This is a genomic window from Streptococcus infantis (genome assembly GCF_047465035.1).
Taxonomy (GTDB): Bacteria; Bacillota; Bacilli; order Lactobacillales; family Streptococcaceae; genus Streptococcus; species Streptococcus infantis_T.
The window spans coordinates 1-19,068 of record NZ_JASHAQ010000016.1; the positions used below are offsets into that span (position 1 = coordinate 1).

Here is a 19,068-nt window from a genome sequence, read left to right on the forward strand (position 1 = left end):
ATTGTAAACTATATTGATTATTACAACAACAAACGAATTAAGGTAAAACTAAAAGGACTCAGTCCTGTGCAATACAGAACTAAATCCTTTGAATAAATTAATTGTCTAACTTTTTGGGGTCAGTACAGTATTAGCGTTTTATTATTTATGTAAAGTTTCTAAATGCCCTTTAAAATATACTAATGTAACAATCGTTTTTACCATAAAAATGTTGTTAATGTCTAACGATCAAACATTAAATTTTCTGACAATTTATTGAATGATTAGAAAAACCATGATATAATAAATTTAAAAAATGGGATTCCCATGATTTAATAGGAGCGTTATATGAAAAAACTTGGTTTTATCCTTTTATCTTCGGCTTTATTATTAACGGCTTGTGCGGCACAGACTGAAAAACAGACCTCGACAAGTAATTCCTCTCAGGTTACAAAATTATCAGAAGATAACCAAAAATTATTGGATAAGGCAACTAGTGACTACAAAACCTTTGTAGAAGAACAGATTGATAAACTATTGACGGATACAGAAGGTTTTGTTCAACTTTTGAAGGATGGTAAGTTAGAAGAAGCTAAAAAGGCATACCCTTTAATTCGTATGTCTTATGAACGTTCAGAGCCGATTGCAGAGAGCTTTGGTGAATCTGATGTGAAGATTGACTTTCGTTTGGCAGACTATCTAGATGAAAATAAGACTGAAGAAGGTTGGTCTGGTTTCCACCGTATCGAGCGCATTCTTTGGGAGGAAAACACAACCAAAGGAACTGAGTCTTATGGTGACCAACTGGTAAATGATATCAAGGAATTGAAGGCTAAGATTGCGACTGTAGATGTTGATTACAAGATTATGCTAACTGGCGCTGTTGACCTTCTTAATGAAGTAGCGACAAGTAAGATTACTGGTGAAGAGGAGATTTATTCTCATACAGATTTGTATGATTTTCGTGCCAATATCCAAGGTGCTGAGAAGATTTTCCAGCTATTTAAACCCTTGCTTGAAAAATCAGATGCAGCCTTGGTTAAGGAGTTAGAGGAAGATTTCAAATCTGTCAATAGTTTGTTAGACAAACACATGACGGACAAGGAACACTATAAGCTCTATACAGACTTAACGAAAGAAGACACTAAAGAATTGTCTGAAGCAGTGACAAAACTTGGTGAACCATTATCACAAATGGGTAAATTTCTTGGTGGAGAATAAGTAATATGACAAACAAAGGCGAAAAATTTTTTGAACGAAAAATGGACCGTCGAGAATTTCTAAAAAAAGCAGGTATCGGAGGTGCTGGTCTCGCACTTGGACTCTCTGGTGCTTCTGCTTTTTTCGCACCTAAGCTTGATGGTCAGGAGAAAATCTCGTACGGAGATGAAAAAATAGCCTTCTATGGCAAGCACCAAGCTGGCATTACAACTGTCATGTAGAAAAACATTTATTTTGTGGTATTAGATTTGCATACAACTGACAAAGAGAAAATCATCCAGTTATTTAAGGATTGGACGGATTATAGTGCCAAACTTGTAGAGGGAGAATTGGTTAAAAAAGATGGTAACAATAGCCTCTTGCCTCCGAGTGATACTGGAGAAACAGTTGGGCTTAATCCTCATCGTTTGACCCTGACCTTTGGAATTTCGGCTAGTTTCCTAGAAAAGATGAAACTAGAGAACAAACGTCCAACACTCTTTAGAGATTTGCCTCCTTTTCCAAAGGAACAGTTACGAGAAAAGTACACGGGAGGAGATATAGTTATCCAAGCTTGTGCTGATGATGAGCAAGTTGCCTTTCATGCTGTTCGTAACCTTATCCGAAAGGGAAGGAATGCAGTGACTCTTCGTTGGAGTCAATCTGGTTTTGCGGCTATCGGTAATCGTATGGAAACTCCTCGTAATCTCTTTGGTTTTAAAGATGGGACTGCTAATGTTACCACTGAGAAAGAATTTGATCAGGTTGTTTGGGCTGACAGTAAGGATTGGATGGAAAATGGTTCCTACATGGCCGTTCGTCGCATCCAGATGTTTCTTGATACTTGGGATCGAACCAATCTGGAGGAGCAAGAAAATACCTTTGGGCGCTATAAGGAAAGTGGAGCTCCTTTTGGTAAGAAAAACGAATTTGATGAGGTGGACTTGAGTCTTCTTCCTGACGATTCTCATGTTCGCTTAGCAAAAGAAGTGGATAAACCTCTCCTGCGTCGATCGTATTCTTATTCTGATGGCATAGATGAAAAGACTGGTCAGTTTGACACTGGTTTGCTCTTTATCTCCTTCCAAAAGGATCCAGATAGCTTTGTTAAGGTGCAGACCAATCTAGGTGCTACGGATAAAATGAATGAGTACGTTACCCATATAGGCAGTGGTCTTTTTGCCTGCTTTGGTGGAGTAGAGAAGGGAGGTTACATTGGGCAGAAATTATTGGAATCCTAAAAGTATTATCCTCCTATGTGCTTGTTTCTTCCTGTTGATTTTTCCGGTAGGAGCTAAGGAAAATTTGAGTCCCTACTTTGTGAAAATAACTGATGCAACTAAAGCTGTTAAAGAAGGCAAACAAGATCAGGCTAGAAAACTAATCGATGAAATGACCAAAGATTTCGAGAAAGTCGAGAATTCTGACTCTGAAGCAGGACGTCAAGTTCAAGAAAAGTTGGCCTTAACTGGTGATTTTACTGAAGACCAGTTAACTCAGATTTCTTTAGCCCTTTTGACATTTGAGAAAGAGCAAAATCCAGTCGACCTTGATGCAGAAAAAGAGAAACTTGTTTCACGATTAGAACCTCGTTTTGAAGCCTTAGACAAGGCAATCGCTTCTCAAGATCTGAAAGCAGTAAGAGAAGCCTATAAAAAAATGAATTCAACCTGGACCATCAATGAAGCAGTGGTTCGCGACCATAGTACAGCTCATTATGGGCAAGTGGAAACAGCTATTTCCTTTCTGCGTAGTAGCATTGAGACTGAACCAACGAACTTTGATACTATTCAGGCATCGTTTGATGATTTGAAAACAGCCATTTCTAACTTTGTTGAAGGTACAGAAGTTGCAACGAAATCATCCAACCTGACACTGAAGGATGGAATCGATCTTTTAAAAAAGGCCTTGGCTCAATTTCAAGCTGGTCAAGATAGTGAAGCAGCTGCGACGATGAAGGAGTTTATTACTATTTGGCCAACAATCGAAGGTTCTGTAAGTACAACCAATCCTTCGCTTTATACCAAGGTTGAAAGTGAAAGTCCTGTCATCATGGTTAAGGGAAAGGAAAGTGAATATCAAGAAAAGCTTTCTAGCTTGATTGCAGAGCTATCTCAAATTGATACTAGCGCTTCCTATAATGCATTTGACGCCATGCTCATCTTGCTCCGAGAAGGTGTGGAAGCACTCTTGATTGTCATGGCGCTTGTGACAACTTTGAAAGCTGCTAAGATGAGAAAGGGCCTCAAGTGGGTCTATGGTGGTGCATTTGCTGGTATAGTGGCCAGTCTTTTGATTGCCTATATCCTACAGATTGCCTTTCCAGCAGTTGCCTCAGGAACTAACCGTGAAATCATCGAAGGAGCAGTCGGGATTTTTGCGGTTATCATGATGATTTTAATCGGTATTTGGCTTCATAGCAAATCCTCTGTTAAAAAATGGAATGCTTTTATGGAATCGCAGATGCAAACTGTCACGAAAACAGGATCGTTCTTTTCTATGTTTGCTCTGAGTTTTCTAGCCGTGTTCCGTGAAGGTGCTGAGACGATTTTATTCTATGTGGGGATTCTGCCAAGGATTTCTAGTTTTGATTTTGTCCTAGGAATTTCTCTAGCCCTCTCAGTTTTAGTCGTGATTGCCTTTGTGATGAACAAGGCTAGTCAATTTTTCCTGCCTCATAAGTTTTTCTTCATCCTGACTTGGATGATTTATGCCTTAGCCTTTAAGATGACGGGAGTCAGTATCCATGCCTTACAGTTGACAAATATGATTCCAAACCATCTGCTCTCAGGAATACCAAGTATTGATATATTGGGAATTTACCCTAGTTGGGAAGGGGTAGCAGGTCAGACTCTCTTTATCCTCGTAGTCTTTCTAATTACCATTAGACAGGGTGAAAAGTGATGGATCAAAAGGAATTGACAATTATTGAACATTTGGTAGAATTTAGAAAGAGATTGCTAGCAGTAGTTGTTTGCTTCTTTCTAGTATTCTGCGTTTCACTATTATTTGCTGATCAGGTTTATCAATTTATCACACAAGGCTTTAGTCAGAAGTTGATCGTCTTAGGACCGAATGATATTTTATGGATTTATCTTCGTTTGGCAAGTTTGATGGCCTTTAGCCTTACCTTGCCCTTTACCGTTTATCAAGTTTGGAGTTTCGTCCGACCAGCCCTTAAAAATGAAGAAGCAGGAGCGATTTTTGCTTATATCCCTGCAACTTTCCTTTGTTTTATCTTGGGGTTAGCCTTTGGCTTTTATTTTGTCACACCAGCTATACTTCAGGTTTTACTGGGACTAGGTGAAAACTTATTTGAAACTCAGCTGACAGCACAAAATTATCTAGCTTTTGTCTTTCAAACAACTCTACCACTAGCATTTATCTTTGAATTGCCAGTTATCATTGCTTTTTTTACCTCAATTGGTTTGATTGGACCTGAACTACTCATTGCTTATAGACGTTATGCCTATTTCATCTTATTGGTATTGGCTGTTATTTTGACACCTGCCGATTTTATTAGTGATTTAGCGATGACTGTTCCCCTAATCCTTTTGTATGAGGTTAGTATCGCTATTAGTAAATGGATAATTAAGAGAAAAAGGAAAGGAGAAAAAAATGGGAATCTTACGTGATATTGGTGCGCCAGGCTTAATAGTCATTGTTCTTGGAGCACTGTTAATTTTTGGACCAAAACGCTTACCAGAGCTAGGCGAATCAGTAGGAAAAATGCTTGCCGAGTTTAAGAAAGCCGTTAAGGGCATTGGTGAGCAAGAAGAAAAATAAACGAAAAATAATTGAATAGAGTTGAGAATTGTTAGCTTGGAATTATCTCTGGCTACAATCTCAACTTTTTTATTTAGTTTAAGGTTTCTTTAAGTTTTCTATAATATTCTGAAGAACTCTATATTTGTTGAAAATAGAGTTGAGATTTTTTTATCATTCAAGTTACTTTCCCTAATGGTATGCCTAGGCTCTTTCTGACTAGAGAATTCTAGTATTTATTTCAATAAAGGGCTAGGTTGTGATATAATGGTAAAGAATGAGTTTTTTTAAGAACAGACTAAAGGAGTATGAAAATGATCTACGCTGGAATTTTAGCGGGTGGCACTGGCACACGCATGGGGATCAGTAATTTACCAAAGCAATTTCTAGAGTTGGGAGACCGCCCAATTTTAATTCACACTATTGAGAAATTTGTACTAGAACCAAGTATTGAAAAGATTGTAGTTGGAGTCCATGGAGACTGGGTTACACACGCAGAAGATTTAGTTGAAAAATTCCTTCCGCTTCATAAGGATCGTATCATCATCACAAAAGGTGGTGCGGATCGTAATTCTAGTATTGAAAAAATTATTGAAGCTATTGATGCTTACTGTCCACTGACAGCAGATGATATTGTGGTGACGCATGATTCCGTTCGTCCTTTCATCACTCTTAGAATGATTCAAGACAATATTGAACTTGCACAAAATCATGATGCTGTTGATACTGTAGTTGAAGCCGTGGATACCATTGTTGAAAGTACAAATGGTCAGTTCATCACAGATATTCCAAATCGCGCTCATCTTTATCAAGGACAAACACCTCAAACCTTCCGTTGTAAAGACTTTATTGATTTGTATGGTTCTTTATCAGCAGAAGAAAAAGAAATTTTAACAGATGCATGTAAAATCTTTGTCATTAAGGGTAAAGATGTTGCCTTGGCTAAAGGTGAATACTCAAACCTTAAAATTACAACAGTTACAGACTTGAAAATTGCTAAAAGTATGATTGAGAAAGACTAGAGACATGATTAATCAAATTTATCAACTGACCAAGCCAAAGTTTATCAATATCAAATATCAGGAAGAGGAAATTGATCAAGAGAATCATATCCTTATTCGACCAAACTTTATGGCGGTTTGTCATGCGGATCAACGTTACTATCAAGGAAAACGTGATCCAAAAATTTTATCAAAGAAACTTCCAATGGCTATGATTCATGAGTCTTGTGGAACTGTTATTTCTGATCCCACAGGTACCTACAAAGTTGGTCAGAAGGTTGTCATGATTCCCAATCAACCACCTATGCAGAGTGATGAGGAATTTTATGAAAACTATATGATAGGAACCTATTTCTTGTCTAGTGGTTATGATGGCTTTATGCGTGAGTTTGTTTCTCTACCTAAGGATCGTGTGGTAGCTTACGAGGACATCGAAGATACAGTAGCTGCAATTACTGAGTTTGTCAGTGTGGGCATGCACGCTATGAATCGCTTCTTGACGGTTTCACATAGCAGACGTCAGCGTATTGCAGTTATTGGTGATGGTAGTCTAGCCTTTGTCATGGCAAATATTATCAACTATACCTTGCCTGAAGCTGAGATTATTGTTATTGGTCGTCACTGGGAAAAATTAGAACTCTTCTCTTTTGCTAAGGAGCTATACATTACAGATAGTATTCCAGAAGATCTTAGTTTTGATCATGGTTTCGAATGTTGTGGTGGTGATGGATGCGGACCTGCTATTAATGATCTCATCCGTTACATCAAACCACAAGGTACTATTCTGATGATGGGTGTTAGTGAGTACAAGGTTAACATCAATACCCGAGATTCCTTGGAAAAAGGTTTGTTACTAGTAGGTTCTTCTCGTTCAGGACGTGTTGACTTCGAAAAAGCTATCCAAATGATGGAGATTAAGAGATTTGCCAATCGTTTGAAAAATATCATTTATTTAGAAGAACCAGTACGAGAAATTAAGGATATTCACCGAGTTTTTGCAACTGACCTGAATACTGCTTTTAAGACAGTCTTTAAGTGGGAAGTCTAATGGAGGATGATTGTGGAAAAGATTATTAAGGAAAAACTTACCTCTTTACTATCAACTGATGAAGATATTTTAAGTGTTGAATAACTAGGAGGAATGACTAATCAAAACTATTTGGTTAAGACAACCTCAAATCAGTATATCGTTAAGTTTTTCGGAAAAGGTACAGATAAATTAATTGACCGCCAGAATGAGAAGTTCAATCTTGAATTGTTGAAAGATTTGAAATTAGATGTAGAAAATTATCTTTTCGATATCGAAGCAGGAATTAAGGTTAATCAATACATTGAAAATGCTGAGACACTTGATTCAGCTACCATTAAAACCAAATTTGAAAAGATTGCACCAATTCTACAAACCATTCACGCTTCTGGTAAAGAATTAAAAGGAGAGTTTGCTCCTTTTGAGGAAATCAAAAAATATGAAACCTTGATTCAAGGGGAGATTTCCTATCCAAACTATGAAGTTGTCAGAAAGTCTGTATTTTCTTTGAAAGATCAACTTGAACAAATTGGAATTGATAAAAAATCATGTCATATTGATTTGGTTCCAGAAAACTTTATAGAAGGACCAGATGGTCACCTTTATCTCATTGATTGGGAATATTCATCCATGAATGACCCTATGTGGGATCTGGCAGCTCTCTTCCTAGAATCAGAGTTTACTAGTGAAGAGGAAGAAGACTTTCTAATTCATTATAAGAGTGATAAGACTCCAGTTTCAAGAGAAAAAATTCATATCTACAAAATCTTGCAAGACATCATTTGGAGTCTTTGGACTATTTACAAGGAAGAAAATGGTGCAGATTTCGGAGATTATGGAATCTCTCGTTACAATAGAGCTGTAAGAGAATTACAGTCTAAGGGAGGATTTGATGAAAACTAAAAATGGAGTTTCTTTTGGTCTACTTTCAGGTGTGTTCTGGGGGTTAGGACTTACCGTTAGTGCCTATATATTTTCAATATTTACTGATTTATCACCCTTTGTAGTAGCAGCAGCACACGACTTCCTAAGTATTTTTATCTTACTAGGTTTTCTTCTAGTTAAGGAAGGAAAAGTACGTTTTTCAATCTTCTTGAATATTCGAAATGTTATAGTCAATTGAAACAAGAACAAGACAAAAGTGCCTCAAAAAAAGTATTGCAACTTGGCAATACCCTTTTGAGATGCTTTTTGATATGAGCCCATGTTTTCTCAATAGGATTGTACTCAGGTGAGTAGGGAGGAAGTGGTAAAAGTTTATGCCCAAATTCTTCACATAAGTGCTCTATCTTACCATTCTATGGAATCTTGCATTATCCATAATAATAACTGATGGTGTGTTTAATGTTGGTAAGAGAAACTTCTGAAACCAAGCTTCAAAAAAGTCGCTCGTCATCGTCTCTTCGTAAGTCATTGGAGCGATTAACTCACCATTTGTTAGCCCTGCAACCAGTGAGATCCTCTGATATCTTCTTCCAGATATTTTACCTCTTATTAACTGACCTTTTAATGAGCGACCATATTCTCGATAAAAATAAGTATCGAATCCTGTTTCATCAATATAAACAGGTGCTAGATGCTTTAAACTATTAAATTTTTTAAGAAATAAAGCTACTTTTTCTGGGTCTTGTTCATAGTAGGTGTGGTTCTTTTTTTCGAGTGTATCCCATAGCTTTGAGAGCATAGTGGATAGTAGTTGGATGACAGCCAAATTCAGAAGCTATTTCAGTCAAATAAGCGTCCGGATTGTCAGTAAGATAGTTTTTAAGTCTATCTCTATCAACCTTTCTTGGTTTTGTTCCTTTTACTTGATGGTTTAGCTCTCCTGTTTTTTCTTTTAGCTTTAACCAGCAATAAATGGTATTACGTGAGATTTGGAAAATGTGTGATGCTTCTGTTATACTGCCTGTTCGCTCACAATAAGCGAGAACTTTTTTACGAAAATCTAATGAATATGCCATAAGAATATTATACCACATTATGTACTGTTTTAGGTTCAATTAACTATAAAATACGTCAGACACCTTACCTATTTTTGCTTGACTTTTTAGGGTTGATACAGTATACTAGTAAAAATTTAACCTTTAAGGGAAGTCCAGAGAGGCTCACAAGGTGTCAGAGAAAAGAAGCTACAATGGAAACAAGTAAGCAGGTGCTTATTTGTACTTTTGTGTAAATATCTTAACTGAAACCTTGCAATAGCAAGGTTTTTCTTTATCTGATCCCCTTAAAATTTAAGGAGGAAAAGTTATGAATCCAAATTGTAGAAAACGAATGGGTGCTATTCGCTTGGAAACCATGAAAGTAGTGTCTCAAAAGGAAATCGCACCAGCGATCTTTGAACTAGTACTTCAAGGAGAAATGGTTGAAGCTATGAAAGCAGGACAATTTCTTCATTTGCGTGTTCCTGATGACGCCCATCTCTTGCGTCGTCCAATTTCAATTTCATCTATCAATACAAGTAAAAAACAATGTCATTTAATCTATCGAGTTGAAGGTTCGGGTACGGCAATCTTTTCAACCTTAAAAGCTGGAGATGCCCTAGATGTTATGGGACCTCAGGGGAATGGTTTTGATTTATCTGATTTAGACAAGCAGAATCGTGTTCTCCTAGTTGGTGGTGGAATCGGAGTACCACCCTTACTCGAAGTAGCTAAGCAACTGCATGAGCGTGGTGTAGATGTCACAACGGTTCTAGGATTTGCGACCAAAGACGCAGTTATTTTGGAAGATGAATTATCCCAATATAGCAAAGTCTTTGTAACGACTGATGATGGTTCTTATAGAACCCAAGGAAATGTATCAGTAGTGATAAAGGAATTTGATAAGAAATTTGATGCCATCTACTCTTGTGGGGCACCTGGTATGATGAAATATATCAATCAAACCTTTTACGAGCATCCAAGAGCTTATCTATCTCTTGAATCCCGTATGGCCTGTGGTATGGGAGCTTGTTATGCTTGCGTCTTAAAAGTTCCCGATAGTGATACGGTTAGTCAACGTGTGTGTGAAGATGGGCCTGTATTTAAAACAGGAACAGTAGTTTTATAAGGAGAGTGTCATGACTGAAAATCGATTACAAGTTTCTCTACCAGGCTTAGAATTAAAGAATCCTATCATTCCTGCATCAGGTTGTTTTGGCTTTGGTCAAGAATATGCTAAATACTATGATTTAGATCTTTTAGGCTCTATCATGATTAAGGCGACTACCCTAGAACCCAGGTTTGGAAATCCAACTCCACGAGTAGCAGAAACACCTGCAGGTATGCTCAACGCTATTGGTTTACAAAATCCAGGTTTAGAGGTTGTTCTATCTGAGAAACTACCTTGGCTTCAAAGAGAATATCCAAATCTTCCCATTATCGCCAATGTGGCTGGATTTTCAAAGCAAGAATACGCGGCCGTATCTCATGGAATTTCCAAGGCACCTAACGTGAAAGCCATTGAGCTCAATATCTCTTGTCCTAACGTTGATCACGGTAATCATGGTCTTTTAATTGGACAAGATCCTGAGTTGGCTTATGATGTGGTAAAAGCAGCTGTGGAAGCATCAGATGTGCTCGTTTACGTCAAATTAACCCCTAGTGTGACGGATATCGTGACTATTGCAAAAGCAGTAGAAGATGCTGGAGCTAGTGGTCTCACAATGATCAATACCCTTGTTGGGATGCGTTTTGACCTTAAAACCAGAAAGCCGATTATCGCAAATGGGACAGGTGGTATGTCTGGACCTGCTGTATTTCCTGTAGCCCTAAAACTAATCCGTCAAGTAGCTCAAACAACTAAGCTTCCAATCATTGGGATGGGAGGAGTGGATTCGGCTGAAGCGGCCTTAGAAATGTATCTGGCAGGAGCCTCAGCAATCGGTATCGGAACAGCCAACTTTACAAATCCCTATGCTTGTCCAGATATTATCGAAAATCTACCAAAAGTCATGGATAAGTACGGGATCGAAAGTCTAGAAATGTTGCGAAAAGAAGTCAGAGAAAGTTTGCTCTAAGTTTTATGTTCTGAATTCAGTTTAAATTGTTTTGAAAGCGCCATTTTTTTGGTATAATAAATACTATGATTATTACAGTACCTATTAAAACAGAAAAAGATATTGCAACACCAGGACCAAACGTCCTTGTACTTGGTTATTTTGATGGAGTTCACCTCGGCCATCAAAAATTATTTGAAATAGCTTCTAACATTGCTGCTGAAAAGCGCCAGGGAGTAGCTCTAGTAACTTTTAACGAATCACCAAAGCTAACTCTGAATCAATACTCACCTGAACACTTATTGCATATTTTGAATGCTAGTGAACGTGAACGTAGATTGAAGCGAGCTGGAGTTGAGAGCTTGTATTTGATGGATTTCACTAGTCGAGTAGCAAATATGACTGCCCAAGAATTCATTGATACCTATGTCAAGGAAGCAAAGGCAGATACGATTGTAGTTGGTTTTGACTATACTCTTGGTTCAGATAGAAAAACAGCTGAGGATTTAAAAGAACTCTTCCATGGTGAAGTGGTTGTTGTTCCACCAGTTGAGGACGAAAAGGGGAAAATTAGTTCAACGCGTATTCGCCAAGCCATTCTAGAAGGAGATGTAAAAGAGGCAGGCAAACTTCTGGGATTCCCTTTGCCAACGAGAGGTGTAGTGGTTCATGGAAATGCGCGTGGTCGAACTATTGGCTTCCCGACAGCTAATCTAGTCAACTTGGATCGGACATATATGCCAGCTGATGGTGTTTATGCCGTTGACGTTGAAATCCAAAGAAAAGTCTATCGTGGTATGGCGAGTCTAGGTAAAAATGAAACCTTTGATGGCGAAGAAGAGCGTTTTGAAGTTCATATCTTTGATTTTTCCGACGATATCTATGGGGAGACTGTCATCGTTTCCTGGTTGGACCGTATCCGTGATATGGTAAAATTTGATAGCGTTGATCAATTAGTTAAACAACTAGAAGAGGATGAAAAGATAGCTAGAAAATAAAATCAAAATAAAATATAGTAGAGTTTGGGATTTTCTCACACTCTTTTTTATTTGTATTTTAGCTTAAGTTTGGGGAATCATCATAACTATTATAGTAGGCTAAATAAAGAATAGTTCATTTCGACTTCTAAAACATTGCTAGAAATTGATTTGACTTTCCTAACCTCTCTATTCATACCTTATTTCAATCCACTATATTTAGCTTAAATCAACATTTTTAAATTAAAACTGACAAGTAGCTATATAAAAATTAGAGTATTATGAATAGAATAAATCTTTTCTACTTTTGTTTCCAGACATCCTAGACTCTGATAAACTTTTTTAAACTATGTGTTTATTCAAATTTTAAACAAGATAATCTTTAGATTTCCTTTTAGTCTTATAGTCTTTGTTTTATTGAATGTCTATCTTGAATTTTTGAGTATCCTAAAAGGTTATGCTATACTAGAAATATGTTAGATTTGGAGAAATATGGTGTGACCATGTGGGAAGAGGACAAGATTCTCTCTTTCCGTCAAAAATTATTAGCCTGGTATGACGAAAACAAGCGGGATTTACCTTGGAGACGGAGTAAGAATCCTTATCATATCTGGGTTTCTGAAATTATGTTGCAGCAGACTCGAGTTGATACTGTCATTCCCTATTATGAACGTTTTTTAGAATGGTTTCCAACCGTAGAAAGCTTAGCAAATGCTCCTGAGGAGCGCTTATTAAAAGCCTGGGAAGGACTTGGCTATTATTCTCGTGTCCGCAATATGCAAACAGCCGCTCAACAGATTATGAGCGAATTTGAAGGCAAGTTCCCGTCTACTTATGAAGGTATTTCAAGCTTGAAAGGGATAGGTCCTTATACAGCCGGGGCTATTTCAAGTATTGCCTTTAACCTTCCCCAGCCTGCTGTAGACGGCAATGTCATGCGTGTTTTGGCACGTTTGTTTGAAGTCAATCATGATATTGGAAATCCTAGCAATCGAAAAATATTTCAAGCGATGATGGAAGTTCTGATAGATCCTGATCGTCCAGGTGATTTCAATCAGGCTTTGATGGATTTAGGTTCAGATATTGAGGCACCTGTTAATCCAAGACCTGAGGAGAGTCCTGTTAAGGAATTCAGTGCTGCTTACCAACATGGGACCATGGATCGCTATCCAATTAAGGCTCCCAAGAAAAAGCCAATCCCTATTTATCTAAAGGCTCTTGTAGTGCAAAATAGTCAGGGTCAGTTTCTATTAGAGAAGAATGAGAGTGAAAAACTCTTGGCTGGATTTTGGCATTTTCCCTTGATTGAAGTTGATGACTTCTCAGACCAGACTCAAGACCTGGACCTTTTCAGTCAAGTAGCGGAGCCAATTTTACAGCTTGGACCATCTCCACAGGAAAGTTTTGAACAGGACTATGATCTTGAAGTTGATTGGCAAAATCTACGATTTGAAGAGGTCAAGCACATTTTTAGCCATCGTAAATGGCATATCCAGATAATTGCAGGCCGAGTTACTGAGACACAAGAATATACAGATAGAGAAGTCCTTTGGTTAAGTCCAGAAGAATTTAGCAATTATCCCCTAGCCAAACCTCAGCAAAAGATTTGGCAAGCCTACTTGAAAAGAAGCCACTAGCATCGGTCTTTCGTGTCTTCTTTACATTTTTTTGGTATAATGAGATAAGGAAAAAGGTGACTAAATGAAAAAAATACTAATTGTAGATGATGAAAAACCCATCTCAGATATTATAAAATTTAATATGACCAAGGAAGGTTATGAAGTTGTAACTGCTTTTAATGGTCGTGAAGCACTTGAACAATTTGAAGCTGAGCAACCAGATATTATTATCTTGGATTTGATGCTTCCAGAGATTGATGGACTTGAGGTCGCAAAAACTATTCGTAAGACAAGTAGTGTTCCTATTATCATGCTTTCAGCTAAAGACAGCGAGTTTGATAAGGTTATTGGGCTTGAGCTTGGGGCGGATGACTATGTAACCAAGCCGTTTTCAAATCGTGAACTACAGGCCCGTGTTAAAGCTCTTCTCCGTCGTACAGATCTTGTCTCAGTTGATAGCCAAGAACCTGAAACGAAATTACAAAGTCTGCAGATTGGCGATTTGGAGATTTTACCAGATGCCTACGTGGCTAAGAAATATGGTGAAGAGTTAGACCTAACCCACCGTGAATTCGAACTCTTGCATCATTTAGCTTCTCATCTTGGACAAGTTATTACCCGAGAACATCTTCTTGAAACCGTTTGGGGATATGACTATTTTGGAGATGTCCGTACAGTTGATGTAACCATTCGACGCTTGCGTGAGAAGATTGAAGATACACCAAGCAGACCTGAATACATCCTAACTCGTCGTGGAGTAGGATATTATATGAGAAATAATGATTGAAGTAATTAGACAAACAATTTTGACGAGCGACTTTATCTTTATCCTCATCTTAATTGGCTTTATTCTGTTAGTGTCTTTTCTCTTGCTTGAGAGTCGTCGTGATAATATTCGTTTGAGGCAGATCAATCAGAAAATAAAAGATTTGATTGATGGTGATTATTCTCAGGTTTTGGATATGCAAGGAAGCTCAGAGATAACTAATATCACTAACAATCTTAATGATTTGTCTGAAGTCATTCGTCTGACTCAAGAAAATCTGGAACAAGAGAGTAAAAGGTTGCATAGTATCCTGTCCTACATGACAGACGGAGTGCTTGCGACCAATCGTCGTGGTCAGATTATCATGATTAATGACATGGCCAAGAGACAACTTGGAGTTGAAAGGGATGATGCTCTTAATCAAAATATCTTAGAGTTACTCAAGATTGAAGAAGAGTATGAGCTGAGAGAACTTATTACTCAGAGCCCTGAGCTGATGATTTATTCGCAGAATCTTAATGGCGAATATATCAGTTTGCGCGTTCGTTTTGCCTTGATTCGTAGAGAGTCTGGCTTTATCTCTGGTTTAGTAGCAGTTCTACATGATACGACTGAACAAGAGAAGGAAGAACGTGAGAGAAGGCTTTTCGTTTCGAACGTTAGTCATGAGTTGCGTACACCTTTGACCAGTGTAAAATCCTATCTTGAGGCCTTGGACGAAGGAGCGCTGACAGAACCAGTTGCTCCAGACTTTATCAAGGTTTCTTTGGATGAAACCAACCGTATGATGCGGATGGTGACGGACCTCTTGCATCTATCACGGATTGATAACGCAACTAGTCACTTAGATGTTGAGTTGATAAACTTTACGGCCTTTATCACCTTTATCCTTAATCGTTTTGATAAAATGAAAAGTCAAGATGAGGAGAAGAAGTACGAGTTGGTGAGAGACTATCCGATTACTTCTGTTTGGATTGAGATTGATACAGATAAGATGACCCAGGTGATTGACAATATCCTGAATAACGCTATCAAGTATTCACCAGATGGTGGAAAAATCACTGTTAACATGAAAACTACAGATGATCAGATGATTTTATCTATTTCAGATCAAGGACTTGGGATTCCTAAAGAAGATTTACCAAAGATTTTTGACCGTTTTTATAGGGTTGATAAGGCTAGAAGTCGTGCTCAAGGAGGAACAGGACTAGGATTGGCTATCGCCAAGGAAATCATCAAGCAACATAAGGGATTTATCTGGGCCAAGAGTGAATATGGCAAGGGATCTACCTTTACTATCGTACTTCCATACGATAAGGATGCCGTGAAAGAAGAGATTTGGGAGGATGAACTAGAAGACTAGAATGAGTGATATCGGTTTTAAATACAGTATTTTAGCGTCGGGTTCCAGTGGAAATTCATTTTACTTGGAAACACCAAAAAAGAAAATTTTAGTAGATGCAGGACTCTCTGGCAAAAAAATTACAAGCCTTTTGAGTGAAATCAATCGTAAACCAGAGGATTTGGATGCTATCTTGATTACGCATGAGCATTCAGACCATATCCACGGCGTGGGCGTTCTGGCTCGTAAGTACGGCATGGATCTTTATGCCAATGAGAAAACCTGGCAGGCTATGGAAAATAGTAAGTATCTTGGTAAGGTTGACTCGTCGCAAAAGCATATTTTCGAGATGGGGAAAACCAAAACCTTTGGTGACATCGACATTGAGAGTTTTGGTGTGAGTCATGATGCAGTGGCGCCCCAGTTTTATCGTTTTATGAAGGATGATAAGAGCTTTGTCATGCTGACGGATACGGGCTATGTTAGTGACCGTATGGCTGGTATCGTCGAGAACGCTGATGGTTACCTGATTGAGTCAAATCATGATGTGGAAATTCTGCGAGCTGGATCTTACGCATGGCGACTCAAACAACGCATCCTGTCTGACCTTGGTCACCTCTCAAATGAAGATGGAGCAGATGCTATGATTCGCACACTAGGTAATCGTACCAAGAAAATTTACCTAGGCCATTTGTCCAAGGAAAATAATATCAAGGAACTGGCCCACATGACCATGGTCAATCAGTTAGCTCAGGCAGATCTGGGAGTAGGAGTAGACTTTCAAGTTTACGATACTTCACCAGACACCGCAACACCACTGACTGATATATAGAAAGGAACGCCGAGAGGTGTTCTTTTTATATTGACTGGGTTCTTAAAAAGTAATACAATGGTATTACCAATAATTCTAGGAGAAGAAACATGCCGACTATTACATTAAAAGTTTCCGAAGCAGATAAAACATTTATGAAAGCCATGGCTAAGTTTGAAGGAGTTTCTCTATCCGAGTTGATACGAACAAAAACTTTAGAAGCTTTAGAGGATGAATATGATGCTCGTGTAGCAGATTTAGCTTATCAAGAGCATTTAGAAGACTTGGAAAAAGGACTTAAACCCATTACTTGGGAAGAAATGATGCATAATCTAGGTCTGGAGGAAGATTAACTTGTATAAGCTAGTTCCAACAAGACGATTTATCAAACAACTAAAGAAATTAGATCGTTATACGCAGATACTAATTAAAAAGTATCTAGAAAATAACGTTTTAGAGGATCCAAGAAGGCATGGGAAAGCTTTGGTGGGGAATCCATGTGGGCAATGGCTGTACCGGATTGGTAATTATCGAGTTATTGTGCACATTGTAGATGATGAACTGATAGTCTCTACTTTAGAAATAGGTCATCGTAGAGATAATTCTTGAATTTCTTTTCCAAATAAATTTTCATTTTCTAAAATATGATATAATAGGGTTTACAATATAAGAAAGGTTGCTTATGACAATAGATATTAGTGAAGAACAGTTGGCTCTGGAGTCGGCTGACTTATTAAAAATTCTTTTAAAAGATCGAACGACAAAGAAAAATATTGTTTGGGCGACACATTCTTATGAATTGTTGGGAAAAGGATTTGCTCCAAGTGATCGCATCACTCCAAGTAGGGTGACGGGAACCTATGCAAGCTTGATTCAACCTCGTTCGGAAAAGTCTAAGTATGAGCAAAAAGATAGAACCAAGATTCGAGCGGAAGTATTTACGCCTACATGGTTGGTTGAAAAGCAAAATGCTTATGTGGAAGCTGAACTTGAAGTTCTAGCGCTTGAAGAATATATCAAAGTCCGCTGGCTAGAAATTACCTGTGGTGAGGCTCCTTATATGGTAACCCGCTATGATACAGTAACCGGAGAGGAAATTCCACTGTCTGAGCGAGTTGGTTTTGTTGATAGAAAATTACAGCGCATTAGTCGTGAGGTTACAGAAGAAGCCACCTTCTATGAACTTGTAAAAGAAGTTTACCGTGCTTCCTATGGCTATGAGTATCAAGGAGATTCCCTGCTTTTGGCGCGTGAAAATCTTTTAGCAACCTTTGAGGATTACTATCTAGCTAAGACTGGAAATCAACCAACATTAGAGCAAAAGAAAGAAATTGCAACCATTATCTCTTATAACGTCTTTCAGATGGACGGATTGAATAAAATCAGTCCTTACTCAGGTACACAAAAGCAATCTCAACAGCTAAGCTTGTTTTCAGATGAGCTGGAAGTAGAACAAGCAGTAGAATCTAAAACCCAAATCAAAGACTGGAAAAAGAATAAGATGATAGGTTTTGAGCGCCTATCTAGTGAGGAAAGTGAAATGAAATTTGATGTCGTGATAGGAAATCCGCCGTATCAAATAGATAGTGGGACATCTGCTCGTGATGATGCTATATATAATTTATTTTACGACTCTGCTGAAGAGATTTCAAAAAAATACCTACTTATTACCCCTGCTCGTTTTCTATTTAATGCAGGATCTACTCCTAAAAAATGGAATAAGAAAATGCTTGAAGACGAAAAATTAAAGGTTGTTTTCTATGAGCAAGACTCATCAAAAGTATTTCCGGGTGTTGGCATTTCTGGAGGTGTTGTAATTCTATATAGGAATGAAGATAAAATTTCTGGGCCTATAGGCTCCTTTACCAGTCATCCGGAGCTAAATAGTATTTCAAAGAAAGTAGAAAGTAACACTCCATCAACTTTGAATAATATTATTTCAGGTAGAGGTATCTATAGATTAACAGAAAAAGCGCATTTGGATTTTCCTCAGATTGAAAGTATACAATCAAAGGGGCATAAAAATGATATTGGTACAGGTGCATTTGATAAATTTACTGACATAATTTTCTTTGATTCGATTAATGAAAAGAAAGAAAATTTTACTAAGGTATATGGTAGATATCAAAACAATCGAGTGTATAGATATATACAAAGTGATTATATAAACAAACCTTTAGGTCATGAGAATTGGAGAGTTATACTACCAAAAGCGTATGGAACTGGCATTGCGAATAATAACACTTCTGTAATTTTGATAGGAGAACCATTTGTTATAGAACCTCTTTCAGCTTTTACTGAAACATACATTTCGATTGGTCAGTTTAGTAGTCAAGAGGAAGCATTAAACTGTTTAAAATATATAAAGAGTAAATTTGCTAGAGTATTACTCGCTGTCTTAAAAGTTACTCAGGATAATACACGTGATAAGTGGGCTAAAGTCCCACTCCAAGACTTTACGGTCAATTCGGACATTGATTGGACACAATCAGTGGCTGACATTGACCGTCAGCTCTATCAAAAATATGACCTTTCCCCTGAGGAAATTGCCTTTATTGAGACCCATGTAAGGGAGATGGACTAGAAAAATACTTTTATTTGA

17 protein-coding genes and 4 pseudogenes are annotated in these 19,068 nt (G+C 37.9%); 20 read left to right on the forward strand and 1 reads right to left on the reverse strand.

What is annotated here, in order from left to right:
• The 10 genes and pseudogenes from QM406_RS07525 to QM406_RS07570 all read left to right on the forward strand — a co-directional run.
• Positions 1 to 96 (forward strand): IS3 family transposase (locus QM406_RS07525; RefSeq protein ID WP_414273886.1); only part of this gene is annotated, 96 nt, incomplete at its 5' end.
• Positions 97 to 327: 231 nt separating this feature from the next.
• Positions 328 to 1,200: an iron uptake system protein EfeO gene (gene efeO, locus QM406_RS07530; RefSeq protein WP_414273855.1), complete on the forward strand. Its 873-nt coding sequence runs from the start codon at positions 328 to 330 to the stop codon at positions 1,198 to 1,200.
• A 5-nt stretch (positions 1,201 to 1,205) separates the two neighbouring features.
• Positions 1,206 to 2,420 (forward strand): annotated as a pseudogene (efeB, locus tag QM406_RS07535) (iron uptake transporter deferrochelatase/peroxidase subunit).
• A complete protein-coding gene (locus QM406_RS07540) occupies positions 2,395 to 4,083 on the forward strand; it encodes an FTR1 family iron permease (RefSeq protein WP_414273856.1) in 1,689 nt (562 codons plus the stop codon). Before efeB ends, QM406_RS07540 begins: the two are co-directional and overlap by 26 nt.
• The gene (gene tatC, locus QM406_RS07545; protein ID WP_414273857.1) at positions 4,083 to 4,814 is read left to right on the forward strand and encodes a twin-arginine translocase subunit TatC; all 732 of its coding nucleotides are present in this window, start codon (positions 4,083 to 4,085) and stop codon (positions 4,812 to 4,814) included. The genes QM406_RS07540 and tatC overlap by 1 nt, the downstream gene beginning before the upstream one ends.
• Positions 4,798 to 4,965, forward strand: coding sequence for a twin-arginine translocase TatA/TatE family subunit (locus QM406_RS07550; protein WP_000512114.1), 168 nt, complete (start codon positions 4,798 to 4,800; stop codon positions 4,963 to 4,965). The genes tatC and QM406_RS07550 overlap by 17 nt, the downstream gene beginning before the upstream one ends.
• Before the next feature lie 293 nt (positions 4,966 to 5,258).
• Complete coding sequence (locus tag QM406_RS07555) at positions 5,259 to 5,966, forward strand: 2-C-methyl-D-erythritol 4-phosphate cytidylyltransferase (protein WP_414273858.1); 708 nt, start codon at positions 5,259 to 5,261, stop codon at positions 5,964 to 5,966.
• A gap of 4 nt (positions 5,967 to 5,970) precedes the next feature.
• Positions 5,971 to 6,993, forward strand: a complete 1,023-nt coding sequence (locus tag QM406_RS07560; RefSeq protein ID WP_414273859.1) for a ribitol-5-phosphate dehydrogenase — start codon at positions 5,971 to 5,973, stop codon at positions 6,991 to 6,993.
• 12 nt (positions 6,994 to 7,005) lie between these two features.
• A pseudogene (locus QM406_RS07565) lies at positions 7,006 to 7,875 on the forward strand (phosphotransferase).
• Positions 7,865 to 8,089, forward strand: a pseudogene (locus QM406_RS07570) (EamA/RhaT family transporter); the annotation flags it as partial. The pseudogenes QM406_RS07565 and QM406_RS07570, both read left to right, overlap by 11 nt.
• Here the strand turns inward: QM406_RS07570 and QM406_RS07575 are convergent.
• Positions 8,088 to 8,933 (reverse strand): annotated as a pseudogene (locus QM406_RS07575) (IS630 family transposase). The pseudogenes QM406_RS07570 and QM406_RS07575 overlap by 2 nt on opposite strands.
• A gap of 289 nt (positions 8,934 to 9,222) precedes the next feature.
• Here QM406_RS07575 and QM406_RS07580 point away from each other — a divergent pair.
• From QM406_RS07580 to QM406_RS07625, 10 genes are all read left to right on the forward strand, one after another.
• Entirely contained in the window at positions 9,223 to 10,023 is an 801-nt protein-coding gene (locus QM406_RS07580; protein ID WP_414273860.1) for a dihydroorotate dehydrogenase electron transfer subunit, read from the forward strand.
• Between the two features lie 10 nt (positions 10,024 to 10,033).
• The gene (locus tag QM406_RS07585) at positions 10,034 to 10,972 is read left to right on the forward strand and encodes a dihydroorotate dehydrogenase (RefSeq protein ID WP_414273861.1); all 939 of its coding nucleotides are present in this window, start codon (positions 10,034 to 10,036) and stop codon (positions 10,970 to 10,972) included.
• Positions 10,973 to 11,037: 65 nt separating this feature from the next.
• Positions 11,038 to 11,949, forward strand: coding sequence for a bifunctional riboflavin kinase/FAD synthetase (locus tag QM406_RS07590; protein WP_281334831.1), 912 nt, complete (start codon positions 11,038 to 11,040; stop codon positions 11,947 to 11,949).
• Positions 11,950 to 12,401: 452 nt separating this feature from the next.
• A complete protein-coding gene (gene mutY / locus QM406_RS07595; RefSeq protein ID WP_414273862.1) occupies positions 12,402 to 13,565 on the forward strand; it encodes an A/G-specific adenine glycosylase in 1,164 nt (387 codons plus the stop codon).
• A gap of 64 nt (positions 13,566 to 13,629) precedes the next feature.
• A complete protein-coding gene (yycF, locus tag QM406_RS07600; protein WP_075231732.1) occupies positions 13,630 to 14,334 on the forward strand; it encodes a response regulator YycF in 705 nt (234 codons plus the stop codon).
• Positions 14,327 to 15,676, forward strand: coding sequence for a cell wall metabolism sensor histidine kinase VicK (gene vicK / locus QM406_RS07605; RefSeq protein ID WP_248034301.1), 1,350 nt, complete (start codon positions 14,327 to 14,329; stop codon positions 15,674 to 15,676). The genes yycF and vicK overlap by 8 nt, the downstream gene beginning before the upstream one ends.
• A 1-nt stretch (position 15,677) precedes the next feature.
• Positions 15,678 to 16,487, forward strand: coding sequence for an MBL fold metallo-hydrolase (locus QM406_RS07610; protein WP_001279898.1), 810 nt, complete (start codon positions 15,678 to 15,680; stop codon positions 16,485 to 16,487).
• Between the two features lie 89 nt (positions 16,488 to 16,576).
• Positions 16,577 to 16,819, forward strand: coding sequence for a type II toxin-antitoxin system RelB family antitoxin (gene relB / locus QM406_RS07615; RefSeq protein WP_248034299.1), 243 nt, complete (start codon positions 16,577 to 16,579; stop codon positions 16,817 to 16,819).
• 1 nt (position 16,820) lies between these two features.
• The gene (locus QM406_RS07620) at positions 16,821 to 17,075 is read left to right on the forward strand and encodes a type II toxin-antitoxin system RelE family toxin (RefSeq protein ID WP_248034298.1); all 255 of its coding nucleotides are present in this window, start codon (positions 16,821 to 16,823) and stop codon (positions 17,073 to 17,075) included.
• A gap of 73 nt (positions 17,076 to 17,148) precedes the next feature.
• A complete protein-coding gene (locus tag QM406_RS07625; RefSeq protein WP_248034297.1) occupies positions 17,149 to 19,050 on the forward strand; it encodes an Eco57I restriction-modification methylase domain-containing protein in 1,902 nt (633 codons plus the stop codon).
• Positions 19,051 to 19,068: the final 18 nt, after the last annotated feature.